Raw genomic sequence first — 24055 nt, forward strand, 5'->3', positions numbered from 1 at the left:
GACACGTTCGACGGTGTGGGCTGGAGTTCGTCCACCTCGCCTCAGTACGACACCGGATATCCGGACACCTTCTGAGATGATTCCTGCGGGGCTGAACGGCGCATCATGCCGTTCAGCCCCGTTTCATGAGGTGTTTACCGCCATGGCTCAGACGATCCACGGAACGGGCCTTGGCGGTGATTCGTCGGGTCGCTTTGATCTGTGGGTGCCGAGTCCGGCGTTCCGGCTTCGTGAACGCGGACAAGGCCGATCGTGCCCGCCCACCCCGCCACCGGATCACCGCAGTCACCCCGGAGATGACCGATCATCGAGCCGACCGGACGAGAAAAGGGGCGAGCGAAGTCCCCGGGGAGGAGGTGAGGCGTGTCCGGGGGGTCAGGGGTCCTGGGGGCGGTCCTCCTCCGGGGCGCCCTCGCGGCTGGCGAGGAGGCGGCGCAGGGAGGCCAGCCTGACCGGGTCGGCGTGGCCCGCCGCGACCCAGGCGTCCAGGGCGCACTCGTCGGCGAGGTGGTTGCAACCCTTGGGGCACTGGACGGTGCCCTCGATCAGGTCGGGGAAGCCCGCCAGCACCGTCTCCACCGAGACGTGGGCCAGGCCGAAGCTCCGCACACCGGGGGTGTCGATGATCCAGCCGCCGCCGGGCAGCTCCAGGGCCACGGCCGAGGTCGAGGTGTGACGGCCCCGGCCGGTGACCGCGTTCACGTGCGAGACGGCCCGGTTGGCGTCCGGGACCAGGGCGTTGACCAGCGTCGACTTGCCCACCCCCGAGTGGCCCACGAGCACGCTGATGCGGCCGTTCAGGCGCGTCCGCACCTCGTCGAGACCGCCGCCCTTCCGCACCACCACGTACGGGACCCCGAGGGGGGCGTACAGCGCGACCAGCTCCTCGGGGGAGGCGAGGTCGGACTTGGTGAGGCAGAGCAGCGACTCGATGTCGGCGTCGAAGGCCGCGACCAGCATCCGGTCGATCATGCGGGGGCGGGGCGGCGGGTCGGCCAGGGCCGTCACGATGACGAGCTGGTCGGCGTTGGCGACGACGGGACGCTCGATGCCGTCGGTGTTGTCGGTGTCGTCCGCGGAGCGGCGGAGCATGGAGACGCGGGGCTCGACGCGTACGACGCGGGCCAGGGTGTCGGCCATGCCGGAGACGTCGCCCACCAGGGCGACCCGGTCGCCGACCACGATCCCCTTGCGGCCCAGCTCGCGCGCCTTCATGGCGACCACGACGCGGCCGCTCATCGCGGCGCCCTCGGCGTGGTCCTTCTTGCGGCGGCGCCCCTTCTCGCCCGCCGACTCGACCAGGCACGTGTAGCGCCCGCGGTCCACGGCCACCACGAACGCCGGGACCGCGTCCTCGTGGGCAGGGCGGATCCGGGTCCGGGGCCGGGATCCCTTGCCCGGCCTGACCTTGACGTCGTCCTCGTCGTACTCGCGCTTTCTCAGCTTCTCCGCCTCGTCCGGCCCGGTGCCGCCCCCGCTGGGACGGTCGTCACCGGGCGCCTCCAGGGCCTGACGGCCGCCGTTCGCCCTTCACCGCGCGCCGCGCAGCATGTCCGCCCACATGGAGGCGAACTCGGGCAGGGTCTTACCCGTGGTGGCGATGTCCTCCACCTCGACGCCGGGCACGGCCAGGCCGATCACCGCTCCGGCGGTGGCCATCCGGTGGTCGGCGTAGGAGTGGAACACCCCGCCGGACAGCGGGCGGGGCCGGATCTCCAGGCCGTCCTCGGTCTCGTTCGCGTCGCCCCCCAGGCCGTTGATCTCGGCCACCAGGGCGGCCAGCCGGTCGGTCTCGTGCCCGCGGATGTGGGCGACGCCGCCGATCCTGCTGGGGGAGTCGGCCAGGGCGGCCAGCGCGGCGATCGTGGGGGTCAGCTCCGCCACGTCCCGCAGGTCCGCCTCGATGCCGCCGATCCGCCCGGTGCCGGTGACCGTCAGCCCGCCGGGCGTGTGCTCGACCGAGGCTCCCATGCCGGCCAGCAGCGTGCGGAGCTGGTCGCCCGGCTGGGTCGTGCGGGCCGGCCAGTCCGGGACGGTGACCGTGCCGCCGGTCACCATGGCGGCGCACAGGAACGGCGCCGCGTTGGACAGGTCCGGCTCCACCGTGAAGTCCCTGGCGCCGATGGGACCGGGTTCGACGCGCCAGACGTCGGGCTCGGAGTCGTCCACCACGACGCCGAACTCGCGGAGCATCTGGACCGTCATCAGGATGTGCGGCTGCGAGGGGATCGGCGGGCCGTCGTGGCGTACGGTCACGCCCTTGGTGAAGCGCGCGGCGGTCAGCAGCAGGCCGGAGAGGAACTGCGAGGAGCCCGACGCGTCCAGCCTGACCTCGCCGCCGGTCAGCGGGCCCCTGATCGTGAACGGCAGCGCGTCCCCCGACACCTCGGCGCCCAGGGCGCGCAGCGCGTGCAGGATCGGCCCCATCGGGCGCCTGCGGGCGTGCGGGTCGCCGTCGAAGAACACCTCCTCCGCCGCCAGCGCCGCCATGGGCGGCACGAAGCGCATGACCGTGCCCGCCAGGCCCACGTCGACGCGGGCACCGCCGGTGACCGGGCCCGGCGTGATCGCCCAGTCGACGGCGGAGGCGCTCTCGGCCGAGGGGGTCATGCCGGCGCCAAGTGCCCGCAGCGCGTCCGCCATCAGGTCGGCGTCACGGCTGCGCAACGCGCGCCTGACCGTGCCGGGGCCCTCGGCCAGCGCGGCGAGCAGCAGCGCGCGGTTGGTCACGGACTTCGACCCTGGCAGGGCGACGGTCGCGCGGACGGGTTCGGTCGCGGTCGGGGCGGGCCACAGCGGAGCGGACATGGTCAAAAGCCTACCGGGACCCGGTACGGGCAGGTGTGGGGTGACGTCGAGGGGATCTCCGGCGCGCGGACGCGGGGGAGAGGGCCGCGATCCGCCCGGGGACGGTCCCGCGGCGCGATCGGCGGCGCGCCCGGCGCCGTCGCACGAGGACACGATCGAGGACACGATCGAGGACAGAGGTCGCAGGGCCCCATCGGGGCGGGACGTGGCAAGGTGGAGACATGTGCGGGAGATACGCCTCTGCGCGGAAAAAGCAGGAGTTGCTGGAGGAGTTCGAGGTCGAGCTGGACGGCGCGGCCGACGACGAGCTCAGGCCGGACTACAACGTCGCGCCCACGAAACCGGTGTACGCGGTGATGAGCCGGGTGCCCAGGACGGCTCCGGAGGGCCGCGCGGTGCGGCAGCTCCGCGTGGTCCGCTGGGGGCTCGTCCCGGCCTGGGCGAAGGACCCGTCCATCGGCTCGAAGATGATCAACGCGCGGGTGGAGACGGTGGCGGAGAAGCCGTCCTACCGCAAGGCGTTCGCCGAGCGCAGGTGCCTGATCCCGGCCGACGGCTACTTCGAGTGGGCCGTGCTCGACGAGAAGGACGCCAAGGGCAAGCCGAGGAAGCAGCCCTACTTCGTCCACCCCGCCGACGGCGGCGTGATGGCCATGGCGGGGCTGTACGAGTTCTGGCGCGACAAGGGACGGCCCGAGGACGACCCGCTCTCCTGGCTGGTGACCTGCACGATCATCACGACCGACGCCGTGGACGCGGCGGGCGTGGTCCACGACCGGATGCCGATGCTGATCGAGCGGGACCGCTGGGGCGACTGGCTCGACCCGGGTGTGGCCGACGCGCAGGAGTTCCTGATCCCCGCCGGCTCCACCGGCCTGGAGATCTATCCGGTCTCCACCGCGGTCAACTCGGTGCGCAACAACGGCCCGGAACTGCTGGAGCCCGTCGAGGCCGGAGGGGGCGGGAGCAAGGCGCGCCTCTGAGAATGCCAGGCGCTCCGGCCCCGCCGACCCCTGCTGAAGGGGCCGGTGGCCCTTCCGGGTCCGGTGCGGACGGCATTCCCGGTCGTAAAACAACGGCCCGGCCGGTGTAAAACTTCCGCCCAGCGGGCATCCGGTGAGAAAAGCGGTGCCTCGGGTGCGGCAAGGAGGCTGCCGCCGCAGAGCTCACCCTTTTCGCGCCTGACGGGAAAGTCGGGGATCCCTTCACAGGCCGCCCCCGTTCGCCCGGAGGTGCGCAGTCGTGGATGTCGTGACCGTGCGCGAGCGCCTGAAGAGCATGCTCGCCGAACTCGACCGGTCCATCGAGGTGCTCCGCGGGGACTCCCCCGCCGTACGGGAGCGCTCACGGGCCGACGGAGGCCTGGACCTGACCGAGTCCGGCCGGAACCAGGCCCTGCTGGACGTGGCCGTCCGCCACCGGCGTTCGGTGCTGGAGGCGCTCAGGCGGATGGACGAGGGGTGCTACGGCCTGTGCGCCGACTGCGGCGGTCCGGTCCCGGAGAGCAGGCTGGAGGCGCGCCCGGAGGCGGCCCGCTGCGTGCAGTGCCAGTCCAGGCGCGAACGCAGGCGCTGACCCCGGTCCGGCATCCTCTCCCGCCCTACGGGCCAGGCCGCCGAGCGCTCGCCACGAGGTGGATCCCCACGGTGTCGTCGTCCTCGGGGTGGGTGTCCAGCTCGGTGTTGACCAGCCAGGTCAGCGCCCGGGAGTCGGAGGCCAGCACGTGGTCGACGGTCGAGGGGGACAGCACCGTGCGGGGCCGTATCCACTCGACCTCCAGGCCGGCGTCGGTGAGCAGCTCGCGGAGCTGGACGCTGCTGAAGCAGCGGGTGATGCTCCCGTCCGGCCAGGGCACGAGCATGACCTCGCCGGTCTGGCGCAGGTGGGCCCAGTAGTTCTGCTCGGCGAGGATGGCCATCCCCAGCACCAGCGAGTCGACGCAGACCAGCGCCCGCCCGCCGGGGCGCAGGACCCGGGCGATGTCGCCGATCGCGGACTCGGCCATCAGGTCCACCGACAGGGCGCGTTCCTCGGCCATCACGGCGTCCACGCTGCCGTCGGGCAGGAAACGCAGGTCGTCGGCGCGTACCTGGCTGACCTTGGAGACGTCGTGCAGTGGCTGGACGTCCACGGGGCGGCGGAAGTCGACCACCTCGACCACCCGGTGCCCGGCCTTGGCGGCCTGGGCGGCCCAGCGGCCGTTGCCGCAGGACATGTCGAGGACGGTGGAGGGGCTCCGTGGCAGCCATCGGCCCAGTTGCTCGGCCACGACCGCGTGGTAAAAGGTCCAGTACGGCCCGAGCGCACCTGAGCCGTTCAGCTCTTCGGCCGGGATGGGCAGCACAAGCAGCTCCTGGCGTCGGGAGGATCCGGTGGTCTTAGCTCCTACCGGTACGTACCTTCTTTTTCCCCGTACCGGGCCGTTCGTCACCTTCTATCTTGCGGGAACAGATGGCCGGACGAGCGTGTTGCAAGCGGACAACGCACGATCCTTTCGGAGGTTGGCAAGCAGATGCTCGCCCTCATCGAACCAGTCACCCGCCCCGGTGATCGGCCTGTCCGTCCTGAACGGGTATTCTCCGCTCAGTACGGTGTCCCGCGACAGCAGGACTCCGGCGATCTTAAGGGGGTGGGTCCGGTCCCTGCGACAGACGAGGAGACTCTGGAGCAGCGGAGTACACGGTTCGAGCGGGATGTCATGCCCTACCTCGACCAGCTCTACTCTGCCGCACTTCGGATGACCCGAAACCCCGCGGACGCCGAGGACCTTCTTCAGGAGACCTTCGCGAAGGCCTTCGCGTCCTTCCACCAGTTCCAGCAGGGCACGAACCTCAAGGCCTGGCTGTACCGGATCCTGACCAACACCTTCATCAACAGTTACCGCAAGAAGCAGCGGGAGCCCAAGCAGTCGGGGGCCGAGGAGATCGAGGACTGGCAGCTCGCCAGGGCCGAGTCGCACACCTCGGCCGGGCTCAAGTCGGCCGAGATCGAGGCGCTGGAGCACCTCCCCGACACCGACGTGAAGCGGGCGCTGGCCGCGCTCCCCGAGGAGTTCCGCATCGCGGTCTACCTCGCCGACGTCGAGGGCTTCCCGTACAAGGAGATCGCCGACATCATGGGCACCCCCATCGGGACCGTGATGTCGCGGCTGCACCGTGGCCGTCGTCAGCTGCGGACCCAGCTCGAGGACTACGCCCGCGAGCGTGGCCTGGTTCCGGCGGAGGGTGCCAAGTGAGCGAGCGAGACAGGGACGCCGAGATCGCCCGTACGGGCTCAGCGTGTCCGAAGCGGGTGATCGCATGAGCTGCGGCAAGCACCACGACACCGACTGCGCCGAGGTCCTGGACAAGGTCTACACCTACCTGGACGGCGAGCTCGACGAGGGCAACTGCGCCGACATCCGCCAGCACCTGGACGAGTGTCACCCCTGCCTGGAGGAGTACGGGCTGGAGCAGGTCGTCAAGCAACTGGTCGCCAAGCACTGCGGCTGCGACCAGGCCTCGGCCGACCTGCGGGCCAAGGTGCTCGAGCGGATCGACAAGGTCCGCTCCGAGATCGCCCGCTGATCTCCTAGGATCTCCCGTAGGGTCGTGGCCGCTCCTGTGACCACGACCACGTGACGACGGGGGTTGACCATGCGCGTGCTCGTGACCGGTGGGGCCGGATTCATCGGATCCACCCTCGTCGACCGGCTGCTGGCCGACGGGCACGAGGTCGCGGTGGTGGACGACCTGTCCGGCGGCGACCGCGCCAACCTGTCCGGTGCCGCCGGGAACCCCCGCTTCTCCCTGCACGTGATGGACGTCCGCGACGCCGCCCTGGGCGAGCTGGCCGCCGACTGGAGGCCCGAGGTCGTCTGTCACCTCGCCGCGCAGATCAGCGTGCGCAAGAGCGTGGCCGACCCGGTCCACGACGCGCGGCTCAACGTCGAGGGGACCGCCTCGGTCCTGACCGCCGCCCACCGGGGCGGCACCCGCAAGATCGTCTTCGCCTCCTCGGTCGCGGTGTACGGCAGGCCGGCGGTCATCCCGGTCCCCGGTGGCGCGGCGACCGACCCGCGTTCCCCGTACGCGGCCTCCAAGCTGAGCGCGGAGATCTACCTGGCGGCGTTCAAGGCGCTGCACGGCATCGACTACACCGCGCTGGTGCTCTCCAACGTCTACGGCCCGCGCCAGTCGCCCGACGGCGAGGCCGGGGTGGTCGCGATCTTCACTGACGCGCTGCTCAACGGCACCCCCACGGTGGTCTACGGCGACGGCGGCCAGACCAGGGACTACGTCTTCGTCGACGACGTGGTGGACGGGTTCGCGCGCGCCTGCGGCACCGAGGGCGGCGGCGGCCGGTTCAACCTGGGCACCGGCGTCCAGACCACCGACCTGGAGCTGCACTCCCTGATCGCGGAGGCGGCGGGCGCCGCCGACGAGCCGGGCACGGCCCCGGCCCGGCTGGGCGACCTGCCGGCCATGGCCGTCGACCCCTCTCCCGCGCTGGAGGGACTGGGCTGGCGCCCCCAGACGGATCTGGCCACCGGCCTGAAGGCCACCGTCGCCTGGGCCAGGACCAGGCTCTCGGACCGCTGACCGGCCTCGCTGACCGGCCGGGCCGACCGTGGTCCGTGAGGGTGGGCGACGTCGGGTGATCGCCTGATCACGCTTTGCTTGCGATTGGCCGTCTCGCCTCCCCGGCCAGGCTCGTTTCTGTAGCCTGAGTGCGAAATCGACGTGGAGGAGCGCATGGTGAGGGAAATGGTCGACCCGGTCTCTCCCGGGATTTCCTGGACCTGAGCACGCGCCCTCCGGAACCGTAGGGTGGCCGCTGTGCGTGGACTGCCGTGGTTTGCCAAGGTCTACCTGGTCCTGGTCATCGGAGCCGCGTTCGCGCTGCTCGGATACAGCGTCCTGCCGGGCGGCCGCCTGGACCGGCTCGACTGGTCCAACCTCATGGTGCTGGCCCTGCTGTTCCTGGTGTGCGAGTCGGTGCCCACCCTGCTGAACGTCAGGCAGGCCGCGGTCTCGGTCAGCTTCTCCGCCGTGCTCGCCGCGGTGGTGCTGCTCGGTCCCGAGGGGGCGGCGCTGGTCGGCGTGACGGCCATGTTCAGCGTGCGGCCCGGCCTTCCCCTGGTGAAGCGGCTGTTCAACAGCGCCCAGTTCGCCATCTGCGGCTATGTCGCGGGCCGGGTCTACGTGGCGCTCGGCGGCGTCCCCGCGGTGCCGACCATCGCCGGGTTCGACGAGATCATCGTGCCGTTCGCGGGCGCGGCGGCCGTGTTCGTGCCGCTGAACTTCACGCTGATCGCGATCGTGCTGGCGCTCACCGGCCAGGCCGACCAGGTGCCGCTGCGGGGCATCGTCCAGTTCATGGTCTCCTACTTCGGCTACGCCACCTTCGGCCTGCTGATCGCCGGGCTCTGGGCCACGGTCAACTCGATCTCCGCGGTGCTCGTGCTGCTCCCGCTCTTCGTGGCGCGCTGGGCCTTCGGCCAGTACCTCGCCCAGCAGCGCTCCTACGACGCCACGATCGCCGCGCTCTGCCAGGCGGTGGAGACCAAGGACTACTACACGCGCGGCCACTGCACCCGCGTCTCCCAGGCCGCCGGCATGATCGCCGAGGAGATCGGGATGGGGTCGGAGCGGCTGCGCGCGATCCGCTACGCCGGGATGCTCCACGACGTGGGCAAGCTGGGCGTGCCGACCAAGGTGCTGCAGAAGGACGGCCCGCTCAGCGAGGAGGAGCTCGCCGCCATCCAGCTCCACCCGATGCGCGGGCTGGAGATCGTGCGCGGCATCGACTTCCTGGACGAGGCGTTCGCCGGGATCATGCACCACCACGAGCGCCAGGACGGCAAGGGCTACCCGATGGGGCTGGCCGGTGACGAGATCCCGGAGTTCGCCAGGATCATCGCGGTGGCCGACGCCTTCGACTCGATGACCTCCGACCGCTCCTACCGCACCGCCCGTCCCCGCGAGGTGGCCATGGCCGAGCTGCGCAAGGGGGCCGGCACCCAGTTCGACCCGGTGATGGTCGTGGCGTTCATCAAGGCCGTCGACCGGGACGGCTGGGAGCCGCCGCGCACGGTCGTCACGCCCCCGGCCGACGCCGCCGAGACGACCGCGAAGGACCACGACGACCCGACCGTGCCGATCCAGGTGGTGTCCGAGCGATGAACGGCACCGGCGGCATCCGGCCCTTCCAGGACCTCGACTCGGGCCAGCTCCTGCTGATCTGCGCGGCGGGGCTGCTGGCGGTGGCCGGTGTGGCGCACACCGCCGCGACCGGGCTGCTCGACCCGCGCGTCGCCGTCGCCTTCGGCGTGCTGATCGCGGTCGGGGAGCTGGCCAGGCTCACCATGCCCGGCAACAGGGAGGTGGCGCCGATCGGCGCGGCCGCGGCGCTGGGGTACACGCTCCTGCTGGACATGGGCGGCGTCCCGGCGCGGCACTCGGCGCTCCAGGTCGTCGCGGTGCTCTCGGTCGGCATGGTCGCCGGGGCGTTGCCGCACCTGGCGGTGGGGCGTCCGCCCCGGCTGGACGCGATGGCGCGCAGGCTGCTCACCGGGGCCCTGCTCGCGCTGGCCTACCGGCCGCTGGCCGGGCCGCTGTTCGAGATGGCCGGCAGCGGGGAGACCGGCTGGTGGCCCGCGCTCGGCGTGATGGCGCTGCTCATCGTGCTCATGGTGGCGGCCGACGTGCTGCTCGCCGCCGTGCTCCGGGCCGAGCAGGTGCGCGCCGCCTTCCACGTGGCCGTCCGCGACGAGCTGCGGATGGCCGCGCCGCTGGGGGCCGCGGTCGCCGCCTCGGGCATCCTGCTCGCGCTGGCCTCGCACAGCATGGACATGGCCGCGCTGCTGGTGTTCGCCGCCCCGCTGCTGGTCACCCAGGTCGCCTTCCGCAAGTACGCCGGGATCAGGGCCACCTACCTGCAGACGGTCCGCGCGCTGGCCCGGGTCACCGAGGTCGCCGGGTACGTCGAGCCCGGGCACTCCCGGCGGGTCAGCCGCCTGGCGGTGGCGGTCGGGCGCGAGCTCGGCACGGCCGAGCCGGAGCTGCTGGAGCTGGAGTACGCCGCGCTCATGCACGACATCGGCCAGTTGTCGCTGCGCGACCCCATCCCCGGCGGTGCCACCGTCCTGACCGATCCCGCGCAGGCGCGGCGCATCGCCGAGCTGGGCGCGGAGGTGATCCGGCAGACCGGGGTGCTGGACAGGGTGGCGGAGATCGTCCGCCGCCAGTGCGACACCTGCGCGGAGGCGCCGCCGACGGCCAGCCGCATCATCAAGGCGGCCAACGCCTACGACGACCTCGTCGGCGGTTCCACCGACCGCGACCGGGCCGGTGCCGCGCTGGAGCGGCTCAGGCTCGGCGTGGGCCGGGAGTACGACCCGACGGTCGTCGAGGCGATGGCCAAGGTGATCGACAGGCTGGCCCCGATCCACCGGCTCTAGGATCCCGGGCACGGCCGGGGGGCGAGGAGGAGTCCCGGGGCGGCCGGCGGGTGAGGCGGGCTGCCGGGACGGTCAGCGGGGGAGGCGGGCCAGGAAGCGCTCGCGGTCGACGATCACCCGTTCGATCGTCCCGGTCGCGGCGACGCTCTCCCGGTGGCGGGCGGTGAAGCCGAAGGTCAGGCGGCGCCCGTCGACCCCGGTCAGCTCGGCGACGATCTCGACGTGCGTGCCGACCGGGCTGGCCTCCAGGTGCTCCAGGGTCACCCGGGTGCCCACGGAGGTCTGGCCCGCGTCCAGGGCGCCGGCGACGGCCTGGACCGTGGCCTGTTCGGCGAGCGCCAGCAGGCGGGGCGTGGCCAGCACCGGCACGTCGCCGCTGCCGACCTTGGCGGCGGTGTCCTCCCGCTCGACCATGATGAGGAGCCGTGCCTGCAGACCCGGAGCGAGCGTCATGCGCGCCAGCATAGAGTCTGGTCCCGTGATCTCGTACTGCGACCACTGCGGAGGTCCCGAGGGGGAGTCCGGCCACGACGGGTGCCGCCGGGCCCGCGCGCTGGAGCCGCCGCGCTACTGCGCCCGCTGCCGCCGCCGGCTGGTGGTCCAGGTGACCCCCGCCGGTTGGACGGCGCGCTGCGCCGAGCACGGCTCGCTGAGCGGCTGACCCGGCCGGAGCAACGCCCGGAAACGATGTTTTCCGTGCTTATCTGTTCTTTGCTTACTCTTGTAGGGTTTTGCTGAGTCGACTCCCGTGCCGGAGGGGGTCTTCGTGACGTCGGGGCTGGTTGGTCCCGATGTGGTCGTCAGGTCCCCTTGGGGGCAATGGCCTGCAAGGTGCGCAAGTGCCCGCATACGTTCTTGGTTTTGTGCGATGCTACGCCTCGCGTCATGTATGTGAGCCGCACGGCGGGCAGGGTTTCGTTACGGCGCCGAGACGGTGCCGCGATACGGATCCGCTTTGTTGGGGAGCTCTGAGGTAGGAGTGGACGGGGTTACGGGGGAGTAATGGTGGCCCAAGGCACGACGCTGGCGGGGCGGTATCGCCTGAGCACCCGCATCGGTGCCGGTGGTATGGGCGAGGTGTGGCGGGGCGAGGACATGGTCCTGGCCCGCACCGTCGCCGTCAAAGTGCTGCTCCCGGGCCGTACGGACGACCCCGGCTTCCTGGTGCGCTTCCAGGGCGAGGCGCGCGCCATGGCGACGATCAACCACCCCGGGGTCGTCGACGTCTACGACTACGGGGTGCACGAGGTGCCCGGCGCGGGGGCGACGGCGTACCTGGTGATGAAGTTCGTCGACGGCGAGCCGCTCGACCGCCTGCTCGGCAGGCTCGGGAGCATCGCCCCGGGCGCCGCGATGGACCTCATCGCCCAGGCGGCCTCGGCGCTGCAGGCCGTCCACGACCAGGGCATCGTCCACCGCGACATCAAGCCCGGCAACCTGCTGGTCCGCTCCGACGGCACGCTCGTGCTCACCGACTTCGGCATCGCCAGGTCCGACACGGCCAGCCGGTTGACGGACGCGGGCATGGTGCTCGGCACGGCCGCCTACTGCGCGCCCGAACAGGCCGAGGGCGCGCCCGTCACCCCGGCCGTGGACATCTACGCGCTCGGCGTGGTGGCCTACGAGTGCCTGGCCGGGCAGCGCCCGTTCGACGGGGACACGCCGGTGACGATCGCGCTGAAGCACATCCGCGAGGCGCCGCCGCCGCTGCCGGCGTTCGTCCCCCCGGCGGTACGCGCGCTTGTGGAGCGCTCCCTCGCCAAGGATCCGGCCCGGCGCTTCCCCAACGCCGCGGCCATGAGCGCCGCCGCCCGGCAGGCCGCCTTCGAGACGGAGAACGGCGGCATGTCCTCGCACGTCGGGCAGCGTGCCGACGGAGCCCCGGAGACCGGGTGGCAGGCCCAGGCCCCCCAGGGGTTCGTGCCGGGCCAGGCCGACTGGACGGGCCAGACCGACCGGCAGCAGGGCCACAACCTCGCCGCCGGGGCGCAGACGGGCCGCCAGGACGTTCAGGGGGGCGGCTGGGACCCGCAGGCGGGTGCCTGGGAGGAGACCCAGGCGACCCACGCCCAGGCCGGGGGCAGGGCCGCGGACGTCCCGACGGGCGGGCCGTGGTCCACCACGCCGGGAGCGGGCCGGGGCGCCGAGGCGGACACGCAGGGCCGGGGCCGGCGCGCCGCAGGGAAACCGCGGAGCCGCGCAGGGCTGGTCGTGGTCTCGGCGGTCGCGGCCGCGCTGTGCGCGGGCGTCGCCACGTTCACGGTGAACGCGATCGCCGCCGGCTCGACCGGCGACGTCGTCCCGACGGCGGAACCGACGGCCTCCGGCGCGGAACCGTCGCCGTCGCCGACCAAGATCCGGGTCAGGAAGACGCCCAGCGCGCGTCCGAGCGAGACCGCGAGAGCACGGTCCGAGCCGACGCCCAGCGAGAGGGAGGAGCCGACCCCCACCCCCGAGGTCACGAAGCCGAAGTCACCCAGCCCGTCGCCGTCCCCCAGCCCGTCCCCGTCCGCGAAGCCCCCGAGGCCGAAGAAGCGGGTGCCCGACACCGTGGGCATGACGCCGGAGGCGGCGAGCGCGGTGCTCGCGCAGGCGGGCTTCAAGGCGGAGGTCTTCAAGAGCGCCGACGTCAAGGACGGTCAGTGCCTGAGGATCGTCGAGTCCCGGCCCGGGGCCGGCGCGATGTGGGACCCGTCCAAGAAGGTGGAGATCACCGCGGTCGGCTTCGAGTGCCCGCCGACGCCCACCCCGACGACGTCGTCGCCTCCCAAGGGCTGACCCCTCCCGGAGCCGTCCCGTCCCCGGTCACGGCCGGGGGCCGGGGTGGCGCACGGGTCCGCGCACGGGATCCGTGCCCCGCGGAGGAGTCTCCGCCGCGGGGGCCCGGAGAGGTCCTAGACGCCCGTGGTGTGGCGGGGGTAGGCCACCGACGGGTCGGTGGCGATGTTGACCATGTAGGGGATGCCGGAGTCGAACGCGCGGCGCAGGGCCGGGCCGATCTGCGACGGGTCGGTCACCAGCTCGCCGCCGCCGCCCAGGGCGGTCACGACCTGATCGTAGCGGCACTGGGGCTGCAGCTCGGCGGCCACGTCGTAGCCGTAGAGCATCTGCATGGGGTGCTTCTCCAGCCCCCACATGCCGTTGTTGCCGCAGATCATCACGACCGGCAGGCGGTGCCGCACGAGCGTGTCGACGTCCATCAGCGAGAAGCCCGCCGCGCCGTCGCCGAGCAGCAGCACGACCTGCGAGGAGGGCCGGGCGATCCGGGCGGCGATCGCGTACCCCAGACCGGTGCCCAGGCAGCCGTACGGGCCCGGGTCGAGCCAGTTGCCCGGCTGCTTCGGCTCGACGTACTTGCCCGCGTAGGAGACGAAGTCACCGCCGTCGCCGATCACCACGGCGTCGTCGGCGAGGATCCTGCTCAGCTCGCCGTAGATGCGCATCGGGTGGATCGGGTCGGAGGCCGACTCCAGCAGGCCGGCGTCGGCGGCGATGGCGGCCGAGGCGGCCTCGGAGAGCTGCGCCACCCAGGGGGCGTAGGTCTTGGGGGAGACGCCGGCGTTGGCGCAGGCCGCGCCCAGGCTCCAGAAGAGCAGGGAGAGGTCACCGGCGGCGGTGGCCGCCGGGTCCATGTGCGTGGTCAGCTGGGACGGCGCGTCGGCCAGGTGGACGACCTTGGCGAGCGGAGCCCCGTCCTTGCCGCCGAACCAGCCGTAGCCGAGCCGGAAGTCCATCGGCGCGCCCGCCACGATCACCAGGTCCGCCTGGGAGAAGGCCAGGCCCCTGGCCCGGGTGACCAGCAGCTCGTGGCCGGCGGGCAGGATGCCGCGCCCCTGGCCGTTGGGGATGACCGGCAGGCGGTACTCCTCGGCGAAGGCCCGGGCGACCTCGTCGGCGCGGTCCATCCACACGTCGGAGCCGAGCACCAGCACCGGGCGCTGGGCCTCGGCGAGCAGGCGGGCGATCGCGGACAGCGAGTCCGGGTCGGGCTCCAGCGGGGACGGCGTCAGCGTCTCGGGCTCCTCCTCCAGCGGGGGCGCGGCCGAGAACAGGTGGTCCATGTGGAAGTCGAGGAAGACCGGGCCGCGGTGCGGGGCCAGGGCCGTGCGGAAGGCCATCTCCACGTCCTGGGCGATGGAGTCGGCCCCCGAGCCGGTGAAGGCCAGCTTGGTGATCGGCGCGAACAGCGGCGGGTGGTCCATCTCCTGCAACGCGCCCGAACCCCACCGCGACTGCGGGGCACGACCTCCCAGGACCACCACGGGGGAGCCGTTGAAGTGCGCGGTGGCCACCCCGCTGACACCGTTGGTGATGCCGGGGCCCGCGGTGAGCACGGCCAGTCCGGGTTTGCGGGTCAGCCGCGCGGTCGCCTCGGCGGCGAAGACGGCGCTCTGCTCGTGGCGGACGTCCAGGATGGGCATGCCCTCGTGGACCGCCCCGTCGTAGAGCGGGAAGACGTGCCCGCCGGACAGGGTGAACATGGTCTCGATGCCGTATGCCTTGGAGACGGCGACCGCGATGTCACCTGCGTGCTTGGGAGACTCCATATCGCGCAACCTACCAGTCAGTCACTTAGCCGGACAGGGATTGTTCCCCCTGCCCAGAACCCCTGGCCTAATGCGGGCGGCACCTGTCGCGTCTGTCCGGAAATATGTGGCCGGTACCTGGGGCCGGACACCCGGCGGGCGGTCGCGGGAGCCGCCCGGCGCGGCGGGTGCCCGGCGAGGCGCCGGAGGGTCTCGAAGGGGGCCCGGAGGGGCCTTCAGGGAGGGCTCAGAGGGTCTCGGACAGTGCCTTGATCGGCATCCTCAGGTCCGCCAGCAGGGCGAGATCGGCCTCGGCCGTGCGGCCCAGCGTGGTCAGGTAGTTGCCGACGATGATCGCGTTGATGCCGCCGAGCATGCCGTCGCGGGTGCCCAGGTCGCCCAGGGTCAGCTCGCGGCCGCCGGCGTACCGCAGGATCGTGCGCGGCAGCGCGAGCCGGAAGGCGGCGATCGTCCGGAGCGCCTCGGACCCCTCCAGCAGCGGGAAGGACGCGAACGGCGTGCCGGGACGCGGGTTGAGGAAGTTCAGCGGGACCTCGTCGGGCTCCAGCTCGCCGAGCTGCCCGGCGAACTCGGCCCGCTGCTGCGGCGTCTCGCCCATGCCCACGATGCCGCCGCAGCACAGCTCCATCCCGGCCTCGCGCACCATCAGGCAGGTGTCCCAGCGTTCCTGCCAGGTGTGGGTGGTGACCACCCGGCCGAAGTGCGACCTGGCGGTCTCCAGGTTGTGGTTGTAGCGGTGCACGCCCATACCGGCCAGCTCCTCGACCTGGTCGCGGGTGAGCATCCCCAGCGAGCACGCCACGTTGATCTCGACCGCCTCGCGGATCGCCCTCACGCCCTGGCGCACCTGGTCCATCAGGCGCCGGTCGGGTCCCCGCACGGCGGCCACGATGCAGAACTCGGTGGCTCCGGTGGCCGCCGTCTCCCGGGCGGCCTCGACCAGTGAGGGGACGTCCAGCCAGACGGCGCGGACCGGGGAGGAGAACTGTCCCGACTGGGAGCAGAAGTGGCAGTCCTCCGGGCAGCCGCCGGTCTTGAGGGAGACGATCCCCTCGACCTCCACCTCCGGGCCGCACCACGTCATGCGTACCTCGTGGGCCAGGGCCAGCAGCTCGGCCAGGCGGTCGCCGGGCAGCTCCAGGCAGCGCAGGACCTGCGCGGCGTCGAGCCCGCGGCCCTCGCCGAGCACCTGGGCGCGGGCGGTCTCGAGGATGTCGTTCATGCGGTACCTCCGGGGGAAGACTCGGGGCGGGAGTCCCGGGAGCCGTCCCCGGGAGGAACACGAGGCCGTGGGCCGCGGATCACCGGCTACGGCGAGAGCCTGAGGGTGGTGCGGAAGGCGGCGGGATCGAACACGCCGCCCAGCGCCGGGCCCAGCCCGGCGCGGGCCACGCGGGCGAAGGCGTCGCGCTCCAGCGACCCCGCCCCCTCGGGGAGGGCTCCCGCCAGCGGCCGGGCGGCCAGCATCTCCAGGTCCGCCACGTTGCTGCGCTCGGCCGGGCCGGGGCCGGCCGGCCAGGAGCCGATCACCACCCCGGCCGGTTCCAGACCGCGGTGGGCCATCGCCTCCAGGGTCAGCGCGGTGTGGTTGAGCGTGCCGAGCCCGGCCCGGGTGACCAGCAGCACCGGCGCCGAGAGCGCCCGGGCCAGGTCCGCCAGGGTCGCCCCCTCCTCGTCGAAGCGGACGAGCAGCCCGCCCGCCCCCTCGACCACCACCAGCCGGTGCGAGGCGGCCAGCTCCCGGATCCGGGCCGCCGCCCGCGCGACCGACAGCGGGGGCAGGCCGGACAGGCGCGCCGCCGCCGCCGGGGAGAGCGCGGCCGGGTACCGGGCCAGCTCGAAGGTGGTCCGCACCCCGGAGAGCCGGATGACGTCGTCCACGTCGCCGGGGCCGGTGCCGGGCACGCCGGTCTGCGCGGGCTTCACCACCGCGACGGAGGCGTCGCGCTCCCTGGCGAGCGAGGCCACGGCCGCGGTGACGACGGTCTTCCCCACACCGGTGTCGGTCCCGGTGACCACGAGAATGCTCACCCGCCACACCCTAGGCGGACCGGCGGCCGGACGGGGCCCGGTCGGGGGCGACTCCCGGGCGCGGACCCGGTCCCGGGCGGGAGGCCCGGCCTGGGGCGGTGCCCGGACGAGGGCCGGTCAGGGGCGGCGCAGGCGGGTGACGAACTTGTAGCGGTCCCCCCGGTACAGGGACTGGGCCCACTCCACCGGGTTGCCGTCCGCGTCGAACGCGTGCCGGGTGAGCAGGAGCAGCGGCAGGCCCGCGTCCACGCCGAGCACCTGCGCGTCGTACGGGGTGGCCAGCACGGTCTCGATGATCTCCTCGGCGTCGGTCAGCCGCACGTTGTAGGCGTTGTAGAGGGTCTCGTACAGCGAGGAGTGCACCTCCAGCTCGCGCCGCAGGCGGGGGAAGCGGCGGGCCGACAGGTGGGTGGTGTCGATCGACATCGGCTCGCCGCTGGCCAGGCGCAGCCGGTGGATGCGCAGGACCCGGCCGCCGGCGTTGATGGCCAGGCGGCGGGCCAGCGGTTCGTCGGCGGTGACGTAGCTGATGTCCAGGATCTTGGTGTCCGGCTCCAGGCCGACGGTCCGCAGGTCCCCGGTGTAGGAGGTCAGCTGGAGGACCTGGGCGACCTTGGGCTGGGCGACGAAGGTCCCCTTGCCCTGGATGCGTACCAGACGGCCCTCGACCACGAGTTCGGACAGGGCCTGGCGCACGGTGGTGCGCGAGGTCTCGAACCGGACCGCGAGCGCCCGCTCGGGCGGCAGGGCGCTGCCCGCGGGAAGGCTCTTGGTGAGGGTGAGCAGGCTGCGCTTGACGTCGTAGTACTTCGGGATCCTCGGGGAGTCCTCGCTCACATGGTCACCTTCATCTCGGCCACGGCGGTGAGGGCACCCCTGATCACCGCTAGATCATCGGAACTCAGATTGGCGCGTGCGGTCAACCGCAGGCAAGAGCGGCCTTCGGGGACCGAGGGCGGCCGGAAGCATCCGGCGCGCACCCCGCGTTCCGCGCAGACGGCGGCGGCCCGGAGCGCGGCCTCGGGCGGGCCGAGCACCACCGGGACGACCGCGCCGGCCGGTTCGACCGTCTCCAGGCCCAGGTCACGGGCCATGGCGGCCAGCTCCCGAGCCCTGCTCCGGACGCGGGAGGGCAGATCCGGCCGGTCGCGGAGGATGTCGACGGCGGCGAGCGCGGCGGCCACGCTGCCCGGCGCCAGCCCGGTGTCGAAGATGAAGGGGCGTCCCGTGTCGACGAGGGCCTGGATCACCTCCGGTGCGCCGAGCACGGCACCGCCCTGGGAGCCCAGCGCCTTGGACAGTGTGATCGTTCTCACAACGCCCGGGTCGGCGGCGAGCCCGGCGGCTTGCGCGGCGCCCTGCCCGCGAGGGCCGACGACCCCCAGGGCGTGGGCCTCGTCGACGATCAGCAGTGCCCCGTGCCGCGCCGTGACGGCGCGCAGCTCCGCGAGCGGGGCCAGGTCCCCGTCCACCGAGAAGACCGCGTCGGTGACCACGACCGCGTGCTCCTCGTCCCGCCCGGCCAGAACACGTTCCACGGCCGCCGCATCGCCGTGCGGGGCGACCGCGACCCGCGAGCGCGACAGCCGGCAGGCGTCCACGATCGACGCGTGGTTGCCCGCGTCGGAGACCACCAGGGCGTCCCTGCCCAGGACCGCCACAGCGGCCAGGTTGGCCAGGTATCCGGAGGAGAGCACCAGGGCGTCCGCCGCGCCGGTGAAGGCGCTCAGGCGCGCCTCCAGGTGCGCGTGCAGGGCCGTGGAGCCCGTGACCAGGCGGGAACCGGTAGAACCTGTTCCCCAGACGCGGACGGCGGCCCCCGCGGCCTCGGCCAGGCGCTCGTCCCTGGCCAGCCCGAGGTAGTCGTTGGAGGCCAGGTCGAGCAGCCCGTCGTCGTCCGGCGTACGGGCGCGCAGGGTTCTCCGCAGGCCCGCCGCCTGCCTGGCGGCCGCCGCCGTACGCAGCCTGGCCAGGGGGTCGGGAGTCTGCTCCATAGGCGGCATCCTTGCAGCAGGACGCACCCGATTCGCGTTCGGGCCTGCAAAGAACGCATGATGCACGGGTGCCGACTCTAAGCGACCTGGCGGTTCGTCACACCGCACTCGACGATGCCGACCTTGAGTGGATGCACTCGCTGGTCTCCGACTGGCAGCTCCTGGCGGACCTGTCGTTCGCCGACCTCATCCTGTGGATCCCGCTCAAGGACGGCTCCGGCTGGATCGCCATCGCGCAGATGCGGCCCACCACGGGGCCGACCGTCTACCACGACGACATCGTGGGAATGACGGCCGCCAAGGGGGAACGCCCCCTGCTGGAGACCGCCTGGAACGAGAGGCGAATCTGCCGCGAGGGCGATCCCGACTGGTCGAGCGGGGTGCCCGTCCGCGAGGAGACCATCCCGGTGAGGCGGGCCGACCACTTCCTGGGGGTCATCCAGCGCTCGACGAACCTGTCGTCCGCGCGCACCCCCTCGCGGCTGGAGCTGACCTACCTGCAGAGCGCGTCCGACCTGGCCCAGATGGTGGCCGAGGGCCGTTTCCCGTTCTCCGGGGCCGAACCGATCCTGGTCCGCTCTCCCAGGGTGGGCGACGGGCTGCTCCGCCTCGACCGGGCGGGCCGCGTCACGTACGCCTCGCCGAACGCGCTGTCGGCCTACCGGAGGCTGGGCCTCAACGCCGACCTGGTCGGCGCCGAGCTCGGCCGTACGACCGCGACCCTGTGCTACTCCGACGAGCCCATCAACGAGAACCTGATGATCGTCGCGAGCGGCCGGGAACCCCGGGAGACGGAGGTGGAGTCGGGCGGCACGGTGGTGCAGCTGCGGGCCATCCCGCTGGTCGTGGGCGGCGGGCGGATCGGCGCGCTCATCCTCATCAGGGACGTGACCGAGCTGCGGCGCCGCGAGCGGGAGCTGATGACCAAGGACGCCACCATCAAGGAGATCCACCACCGGGTGAAGAACAACCTGCAGACGGTGGCCGCGCTGCTGCGGCTCCAGGCCAGGCGGATGCAACTGCCCGAGGGCAGGGAGGCCCTGGAGGAGGCGGTACGCAGGGTCGGATCGATCGCGATCGTGCACGAGACGCTCTCGCACACACCCGAGGAGCAGGTCGACTTCGACGACATCGCCGACCGGGTGATCGCGATGACGGGGGAGGTGGCGGCCCCGGAGACCCAGGTCGTGCCGAACCGCATCGGGACGTTCGGGGTGCTGCGCTCGGAGATCGCCACGCCGCTGGCGATGGTCCTCACCGAGCTGCTGCAGAACGCCGTCCAGCACGGGCTCGCGCAGCGGCAGGGCAGGCTTCAGGTGATCGTCTCACGCGGGGCCGAGCGGCTGGACGTGATCGTCTCCGACGACGGCAGCGGGCTTCCCGAGGGCTTCGACCTCGACCGGAGCACCAGCCTCGGCCTGCAGATCGTACGGACCCTGGTGGTGAGCGAACTGTCCGGGCGGCTGGCCGTCGAACCCCGCGAGGGCGGCGGCACCGAGGTCAGCCTGAGCATCCCCCTGCCCGCCCTCTGAGAAGAGCCGTTCCGGGCGGGACGAGGGGACAGTCATGATCGGTTCAACGACGACTCGGGGGCCGTTGTCGAAAAGCGGCACCGGCGTTCTCACTCCTCCCGGCTCCTGCCCCGACAACCTCAGAGGGACTACCGTGAGGCCGCGCCGGCGACTGGACTGAGGAGAGGAGGATCGTGAGGAACGAACGATCCTCCTCGACGAGGGAAGGAGCCGGATCCCAGCGGCCGAACCGCGACGCGCCAGCGTCGCCGTGAAACAGCGTCGCAGTTAAACGCGCGCGCGTGCCCGGGCGCTGCGGCGCTTGAAGGCGCGTCGCTCGTCCTCGCTCAGGCCGCCCCAGACGCCGGCGTCCTGGCCGGATTCGAGTGCCCACTTCAGGCATGCTTCACTGATGCTGCACGTGCGGCAGACCTGCTTGGCTTCTTCGATCTGCATCAGGGCGGGGCCGGTGTTGCCGATCGGGAAGAACAGCTCGGGATCCACGTCACGGCAGGCGGCTCGGTGGCGCCAGTCCATGCGTCCACTCCTTCGTAAGAGGAGCCCTTGCGTCGGCTCCGGCGGCTCACTTTGTGAAGAGTTTCACTAACCAGCGCGGAAGACACCCCGGTCGTGGTCCGATCCGGGGCCTTGCCGCTTGATCGCCGGTGACCGGAGAGCGAGGTGGCACTCAAAGGTCCTACGTTCCGACGTCATTCCTGAGATTGTCAGCCACGCTCAGTACACGCAAGAGTTTTGGCAGAACGTTTTGCCGGAAATAGATGTCGGATGCGTCACATCTGACGGCATGTAACCGTCAGACGAGAACCTGTAACGCAGAGGGAATGGAACGAAAGGTGATCCGCTCCACCTCCCCCAGGTAGTCCCCGTCGAGCTGGAAGGCCACCGGTCGTTCCGCGGTCAGGGTGAACTCCTTCTCGTCGTGGAGTTGCACCAGGTGACGGCCGGTCGGCAGCGTCTCGCGCTCCCCGATGATCTGGGGCATCAGACGGAGCATCGAGGGCAGGCCCAGCCGCTGCAGACCCAGCAGGTCCAGCCCCGTCTCGAAGCTCGCCCACGGGGTCGGCGAGACCGGTCGCGGGCCGACGTACGACCAGGGGGAGGTGTTGGAGACGACGGCCATGAAGATGCCGCCGGTCGGCGGCACGTCCGGACCCTCGACGGACATGGCGGGCCGGCGCTTGTCGGTCGACAGATAGTGGTGCAGGGCGGTGTTCACGTAGCGGGCGGGCGTCGCCTTGCGGCCGGTGCCGCGCATCCCCTCGACCGCCCTGATCACCTCGGCGTCGTACCCGAGACCGCTACAGAACGTGAAGTACCTGCTGTGGTCGTCCCAGATCGCCTGGCCCAGGCCGACGGTGCGCCGCCTGCCGTCGCGGATCGCCTCCAGGATCGCCCCCACGGCCTCGACCGAGCTGTTGGGCAACCCGAGGGCCCTGGCGAAGACGTTCGCGCTGCCGCCGGGGATCGTCAGCAACGCCGGCCGGTCCGCCGCGCTGCCCTGGTCACCGCCCATGCCGTCCACGGGGTCGAGCAGCCCGTTCACGACCTCGTTGATCGTCCCGTCCCCGCCGAGCACGGCCACCACGTCGAAACCGGAGGCGTGCGCGTTCCGGGAGAGCTCGGTCGCGTGCCCCCGGTAACCGGTCTCCTCGATGGTCAGGTCCATCGTCGCGCTCAGTGCTCTGATCAGCACGTCCCGAGTCCGTTGATTGGTCGTCGTCGCTTTCGGGTTCACCAGGAGCATCGCGCGCATAACACCCAGCGTATCCGCCGGGAAGAAGCCGAGACGGCGAAGAGGCGGGCGCTACCACCCGGCGATAGGGTTGGCCTCGTGCCGAACCGTCCGATGACCCTCACCGTCGCCGCCGCAGTGCTGGCGGTGGAAGGCGTGACCGCCGTGATCCTCGGCGGCTACGCCGGTGTGGAGACGGTGATCGGCCGGCCGGCCGACGTGATGAGCTCCATCGCCGTCGCCGCGTTCGCCGTCATCATGGGGGCCGCGCTGCTCTGGGTCGCCCTGGGGATGCTCCGGACCGAGCGGTGGACGCGGAGCCCCGGCGTGCTGGCGCAGATCTTCGCCATCCCGGTCGCGATCACGTCGATCCAGTCCGGCCAGGGGGCGGTCGGCATCCCGCTGATCGCCCTCGCCCTGGTCGGACTGGTGTCACTGCTCTCCCCGCCGACGACGCACGCGCTCTACGGCGACGAGGATCAGTCGTCCGTCTCCTGAGCGTTCACGCGCGGTCGGCGGGACCCGTCGGTCGCCCGCGGTCAGTCGTCCACGGTCAGGCCCTCGCGGAGCTGGGCGAGGGTCCGGGCCAGCAGCCGCGACACGTGCATCTGTGAGATACCGAGCTCGGTGGCGATCTGGGACTGTGTCATGTTGCCGAAGAACCTCAGCAGCAGGATGCGCTTCTCCCGCGGCGGGAGCCGCTCCAGCAGCGGCTTGAGCGACTCGCGGTACTCCACGCCCTCCAGGGAGTCGTCCACGATCCCCAGGGAGTCGGCCACCGCGGGCGCGTCGTCGTCGCCGGAGTCGGGGGCGTCCAGGGAGACCGTGGAGTAGGCGTTGGCCGACTCCAGCCCTTCGAGCACCTCCTCCTCGCTCATCTTGAGGAACGCGGCCAGCTCCGCCACGGTGGGCGCGCGCCCCTCCCGCTGGGAGAGCTCGCTGATCGCCTTGGTGAGCGAGAGCTTGAGCTCCTGCAGGCGGCGCGGCACGCGGACCGCCCAGCCCTTGTCACGGAAGTGGCGCTTGATCTCACCGACGATGGTCGGGGTGGCGTACGTGGAGAACTCCACGCCCCGCCCGAGATCGAAACGGTCGATCGACTTGATCAACCCGATGGTCGCGACCTGGGTGAGGTCGTCCAGCCACTCGCCCCGGTTGCGGAACCGGCGGGCGAGGTATTCGACGAGGGGAAGGTGCAGCTCGACGAGCTCGTCACGGATGCGCTGGCGCCGCGGGTCATCGGAGGTCAACTCCACCAGCTCGGCGAAGAGCAGGCGCGCACGCACCCGGTCGGGCACCGCGTGGTCGCTGGCGGCCATGGCACGAGTCCTTTCCGTCACGCCGGCCTCGCCGCGCCTCGGCGCTTGCGGAGGACGATCGCCATACGGTCGGGGGAGTCGGTTACGGCATCCACGTCGTCGGCCAGGGCGGTGAGCACCATCCACGCGAAATCATCACGCTTCGGCGGGGTGTTCCCCACCGTGCCGACCTCGACGCGTACCTTCATCACCTGGCCGGTGAGCTCGAACTCGGCGGTCAGATCGGTGCCGGGAACGGCCTGGGTGAGCAACATCGCACACGCCTCGTCGACCGCGATCCGAAGATCCTCGATCTCGTCCAGCGTGAAGTCCAGCCGTACGGCGAGTGCGGCCGTGGCCGTACGCAGCACGGACAGATAGGCACTCGCCGCCGGTAGCCGGACGCTCACCACGTCACGGATCTCGCCCATACCGACCGCGGGTGCCTCGGTGTGTTCGGTCACGTTCCTCCTCGCAGAGTCGCTGACTGCAACCTACAGCCCTCAGGCGCCAGTTGGCCCGCTTGGACTCGCGATCAGGGCGATTTGAGGGCGTTTATTGGTGATGTTGATGGCGAGCTGATGGCGACGCTGACGCGTCGCGGTGAGCTGTGCTCATGGCGACGCTGACGCGTCGCGGTGAGCTGTGCTCATGGCGACGCTGACGCGTCGC

At 72.0% G+C, this 24055-nt stretch carries 24 protein-coding genes; 11 read left to right on the top strand and 13 right to left on the bottom strand.

The genetic code is table 11. The features are described 5' to 3' along the window. Positions 1-375: 375 nt before the first annotated feature. Both rsgA and aroA read right to left on the bottom strand, forming a co-directional pair. Positions 376-1443 (bottom strand): ribosome small subunit-dependent GTPase A, encoded by a 1068-nt coding sequence (rsgA, locus tag AB0G16_RS32070; protein WP_362813630.1) that lies wholly within the window; start codon positions 1441-1443, stop codon positions 376-378. A gap of 87 nt (positions 1444-1530) precedes the next feature. Next, positions 1531-2808, bottom strand: a complete 1278-nt coding sequence (aroA, locus tag AB0G16_RS32075; RefSeq protein WP_362813550.1) for a 3-phosphoshikimate 1-carboxyvinyltransferase — start codon at positions 2806-2808, stop codon at positions 1531-1533. Between the two features lie 221 nt (positions 2809-3029). Here aroA and AB0G16_RS32080 point away from each other — a divergent pair, with 221 nt between their 5' ends. Together AB0G16_RS32080 and AB0G16_RS32085 are read left to right on the top strand one after the other, a co-directional pair. Further along, on the top strand, positions 3030-3791 hold the full coding sequence (locus tag AB0G16_RS32080; RefSeq protein ID WP_362813553.1) for an SOS response-associated peptidase: 762 nt from the start codon (positions 3030-3032) through the stop codon (positions 3789-3791). Between the two features lie 259 nt (positions 3792-4050). Next, a complete protein-coding gene (locus AB0G16_RS32085; RefSeq protein ID WP_362813556.1) occupies positions 4051-4383 on the top strand; it encodes a TraR/DksA C4-type zinc finger protein in 333 nt (110 codons plus the stop codon). Positions 4384-4408: 25 nt separating this feature from the next. Here the strand turns inward: AB0G16_RS32085 and AB0G16_RS32090 are convergent, their stop codons facing one another. Further along, positions 4409-5152: a methyltransferase domain-containing protein gene (locus AB0G16_RS32090; protein WP_362813559.1), complete on the bottom strand. Its 744-nt coding sequence runs from the start codon at positions 5150-5152 to the stop codon at positions 4409-4411. A 285-nt stretch (positions 5153-5437) separates the two neighbouring features. Between AB0G16_RS32090 and AB0G16_RS32095 the strand changes: the two genes are divergently transcribed. From AB0G16_RS32095 to AB0G16_RS32115, 5 genes are all read left to right on the top strand, one after another. After that, positions 5438-6043 carry a sigma-70 family RNA polymerase sigma factor gene (locus AB0G16_RS32095; RefSeq protein ID WP_350976859.1) on the top strand — a complete coding sequence of 202 codons (606 nt, stop codon included), beginning with the start codon at positions 5438-5440 and terminating at the stop codon, positions 6041-6043. Positions 6044-6107: 64 nt separating this feature from the next. Further along, a complete protein-coding gene (gene rsrA / locus AB0G16_RS32100; RefSeq protein WP_362813563.1) occupies positions 6108-6374 on the top strand; it encodes a mycothiol system anti-sigma-R factor in 267 nt (88 codons plus the stop codon). 69 nt (positions 6375-6443) lie between these two features. Beyond that, positions 6444-7388: an NAD-dependent epimerase/dehydratase family protein gene (locus AB0G16_RS32105; protein WP_362813566.1), complete on the top strand. Its 945-nt coding sequence runs from the start codon at positions 6444-6446 to the stop codon at positions 7386-7388. A 237-nt stretch (positions 7389-7625) separates the two neighbouring features. Next, positions 7626-8972 (top strand): HD-GYP domain-containing protein, encoded by a 1347-nt coding sequence (locus tag AB0G16_RS32110; protein ID WP_362813569.1) that lies wholly within the window; start codon positions 7626-7628, stop codon positions 8970-8972. Next, a complete protein-coding gene (locus AB0G16_RS32115) occupies positions 8969-10249 on the top strand; it encodes an HD domain-containing phosphohydrolase (RefSeq protein WP_362813572.1) in 1281 nt (426 codons plus the stop codon). Before AB0G16_RS32110 ends, AB0G16_RS32115 begins: the two co-directional genes overlap by 4 nt. 72 nt (positions 10250-10321) lie before the next feature. Here AB0G16_RS32115 and AB0G16_RS32120 read toward each other — a convergent pair whose 3' ends face one another. Then, positions 10322-10702 (bottom strand): hotdog domain-containing protein, encoded by a 381-nt coding sequence (locus AB0G16_RS32120; RefSeq protein WP_362813575.1) that lies wholly within the window; start codon positions 10700-10702, stop codon positions 10322-10324. A 25-nt stretch (positions 10703-10727) separates the two neighbouring features. Here AB0G16_RS32120 and AB0G16_RS32125 point away from each other — a divergent pair, with 25 nt between their 5' ends. Together AB0G16_RS32125 and AB0G16_RS32130 are read left to right on the top strand one after the other, a co-directional pair. Continuing rightward, complete coding sequence (locus AB0G16_RS32125) at positions 10728-10910, top strand: hypothetical protein (protein WP_362813578.1); 183 nt, start codon at positions 10728-10730, stop codon at positions 10908-10910. 341 nt (positions 10911-11251) lie between these two features. Continuing rightward, positions 11252-13027 (top strand): protein kinase, encoded by a 1776-nt coding sequence (locus tag AB0G16_RS32130; RefSeq protein WP_362813583.1) that lies wholly within the window; start codon positions 11252-11254, stop codon positions 13025-13027. 116 nt (positions 13028-13143) lie between these two features. Here the strand turns inward: AB0G16_RS32130 and AB0G16_RS32135 are convergent, their stop codons facing one another. The 5 genes from AB0G16_RS32135 to AB0G16_RS32155 form a co-directional block, all read right to left on the bottom strand. Next, positions 13144-14796, bottom strand: coding sequence for an acetolactate synthase (locus AB0G16_RS32135; RefSeq protein ID WP_362813587.1), 1653 nt, complete (start codon positions 14794-14796; stop codon positions 13144-13146). A 226-nt stretch (positions 14797-15022) separates the two neighbouring features. Beyond that, entirely contained in the window at positions 15023-16018 is a 996-nt protein-coding gene (bioB, locus tag AB0G16_RS32140; RefSeq protein ID WP_362813590.1) for a biotin synthase BioB, read from the bottom strand. 86 nt (positions 16019-16104) lie between these two features. Then, positions 16105-16827: a dethiobiotin synthase gene (gene bioD, locus AB0G16_RS32145; protein WP_362813593.1), complete on the bottom strand. Its 723-nt coding sequence runs from the start codon at positions 16825-16827 to the stop codon at positions 16105-16107. A 117-nt stretch (positions 16828-16944) separates the two neighbouring features. Then, positions 16945-17664 carry a GntR family transcriptional regulator gene (locus tag AB0G16_RS32150; protein WP_362813596.1) on the bottom strand — a complete coding sequence of 240 codons (720 nt, stop codon included), beginning with the start codon at positions 17662-17664 and terminating at the stop codon, positions 16945-16947. Then, on the bottom strand, positions 17661-18821 hold the full coding sequence (locus AB0G16_RS32155) for an 8-amino-7-oxononanoate synthase (RefSeq protein ID WP_362813599.1): 1161 nt from the start codon (positions 18819-18821) through the stop codon (positions 17661-17663). The genes AB0G16_RS32150 and AB0G16_RS32155 overlap by 4 nt, the downstream gene beginning before the upstream one ends. Positions 18822-18889: 68 nt before the next feature. On the opposite strand from AB0G16_RS32155, the gene AB0G16_RS32160 reads away from it, so the two are divergent. Then, positions 18890-20353: a PAS domain-containing sensor histidine kinase gene (locus tag AB0G16_RS32160; protein WP_362813602.1), complete on the top strand. Its 1464-nt coding sequence runs from the start codon at positions 18890-18892 to the stop codon at positions 20351-20353. 267 nt (positions 20354-20620) lie between these two features. On the opposite strand, the gene AB0G16_RS32165 is transcribed toward AB0G16_RS32160, so the two are convergent. Next, a complete protein-coding gene (locus tag AB0G16_RS32165) occupies positions 20621-20869 on the bottom strand; it encodes a WhiB family transcriptional regulator (RefSeq protein WP_362813605.1) in 249 nt (82 codons plus the stop codon). A 277-nt stretch (positions 20870-21146) separates the two neighbouring features. After that, complete coding sequence (locus AB0G16_RS32170) at positions 21147-22106, bottom strand: diacylglycerol kinase family protein (RefSeq protein WP_362813608.1); 960 nt, start codon at positions 22104-22106, stop codon at positions 21147-21149. A 78-nt stretch (positions 22107-22184) separates the two neighbouring features. On the opposite strand from AB0G16_RS32170, the gene AB0G16_RS32175 reads away from it, so the two are divergent. After that, complete coding sequence (locus AB0G16_RS32175; protein WP_362813611.1) at positions 22185-22583, top strand: hypothetical protein; 399 nt, start codon at positions 22185-22187, stop codon at positions 22581-22583. A 41-nt stretch (positions 22584-22624) separates the two neighbouring features. Here AB0G16_RS32175 and AB0G16_RS32180 read toward each other — a convergent pair whose 3' ends face one another. Together AB0G16_RS32180 and AB0G16_RS32185 are read right to left on the bottom strand one after the other, a co-directional pair. After that, complete coding sequence (locus AB0G16_RS32180) at positions 22625-23404, bottom strand: RNA polymerase sigma factor SigF (protein WP_344893659.1); 780 nt, start codon at positions 23402-23404, stop codon at positions 22625-22627. A gap of 17 nt (positions 23405-23421) precedes the next feature. After that, positions 23422-23847: an anti-sigma factor gene (locus tag AB0G16_RS32185; protein ID WP_362813613.1), complete on the bottom strand. Its 426-nt coding sequence runs from the start codon at positions 23845-23847 to the stop codon at positions 23422-23424. Between the last annotated feature and the right edge of the window lie 208 nt (positions 23848-24055).

The organism is Streptosporangium sp. NPDC023615 (genome assembly GCF_040640155.1).
In the GTDB taxonomy this organism is placed as follows: Bacteria; Actinomycetota; Actinomycetes; order Streptosporangiales; family Streptosporangiaceae; genus Streptosporangium.

What these genes read in the sequence shown, in the direction of transcription:
- aroA (WP_362813550.1), bottom strand. Translation starts at nt 2,808, where the DNA reads ATGTCCGCTCCGCTGTGGCCCGCCCCGACCGCGACCGAACCCGTCCGC.
- AB0G16_RS32080 (WP_362813553.1), top strand. Translation starts at nt 3,030, where the DNA reads ATGTGCGGGAGATACGCCTCTGCGCGGAAAAAGCAGGAGTTGCTGGAG.
- rsrA (WP_362813563.1), top strand. Translation starts at nt 6,108, where the DNA reads ATGAGCTGCGGCAAGCACCACGACACCGACTGCGCCGAGGTCCTGGAC.
- AB0G16_RS32105 (WP_362813566.1), top strand. Translation starts at nt 6,444, where the DNA reads ATGCGCGTGCTCGTGACCGGTGGGGCCGGATTCATCGGATCCACCCTC.
- AB0G16_RS32115 (WP_362813572.1), top strand. Translation starts at nt 8,969, where the DNA reads ATGAACGGCACCGGCGGCATCCGGCCCTTCCAGGACCTCGACTCGGGC.
- AB0G16_RS32120 (WP_362813575.1), bottom strand. Translation starts at nt 10,702, where the DNA reads ATGACGCTCGCTCCGGGTCTGCAGGCACGGCTCCTCATCATGGTCGAG.
- AB0G16_RS32130 (WP_362813583.1), top strand. Translation starts at nt 11,252, where the DNA reads ATGGTGGCCCAAGGCACGACGCTGGCGGGGCGGTATCGCCTGAGCACC.
- AB0G16_RS32135 (WP_362813587.1), bottom strand. Translation starts at nt 14,796, where the DNA reads ATGGAGTCTCCCAAGCACGCAGGTGACATCGCGGTCGCCGTCTCCAAG.
- bioB (WP_362813590.1), bottom strand. Translation starts at nt 16,018, where the DNA reads ATGAACGACATCCTCGAGACCGCCCGCGCCCAGGTGCTCGGCGAGGGC.
- AB0G16_RS32155 (WP_362813599.1), bottom strand. Translation starts at nt 18,821, where the DNA reads ATGGAGCAGACTCCCGACCCCCTGGCCAGGCTGCGTACGGCGGCGGCC.
- AB0G16_RS32165 (WP_362813605.1), bottom strand. Translation starts at nt 20,869, where the DNA reads ATGGACTGGCGCCACCGAGCCGCCTGCCGTGACGTGGATCCCGAGCTG.
- AB0G16_RS32170 (WP_362813608.1), bottom strand. Translation starts at nt 22,106, where the DNA reads ATGCGCGCGATGCTCCTGGTGAACCCGAAAGCGACGACGACCAATCAA.
- AB0G16_RS32180 (WP_344893659.1), bottom strand. Translation starts at nt 23,404, where the DNA reads ATGGCCGCCAGCGACCACGCGGTGCCCGACCGGGTGCGTGCGCGCCTG.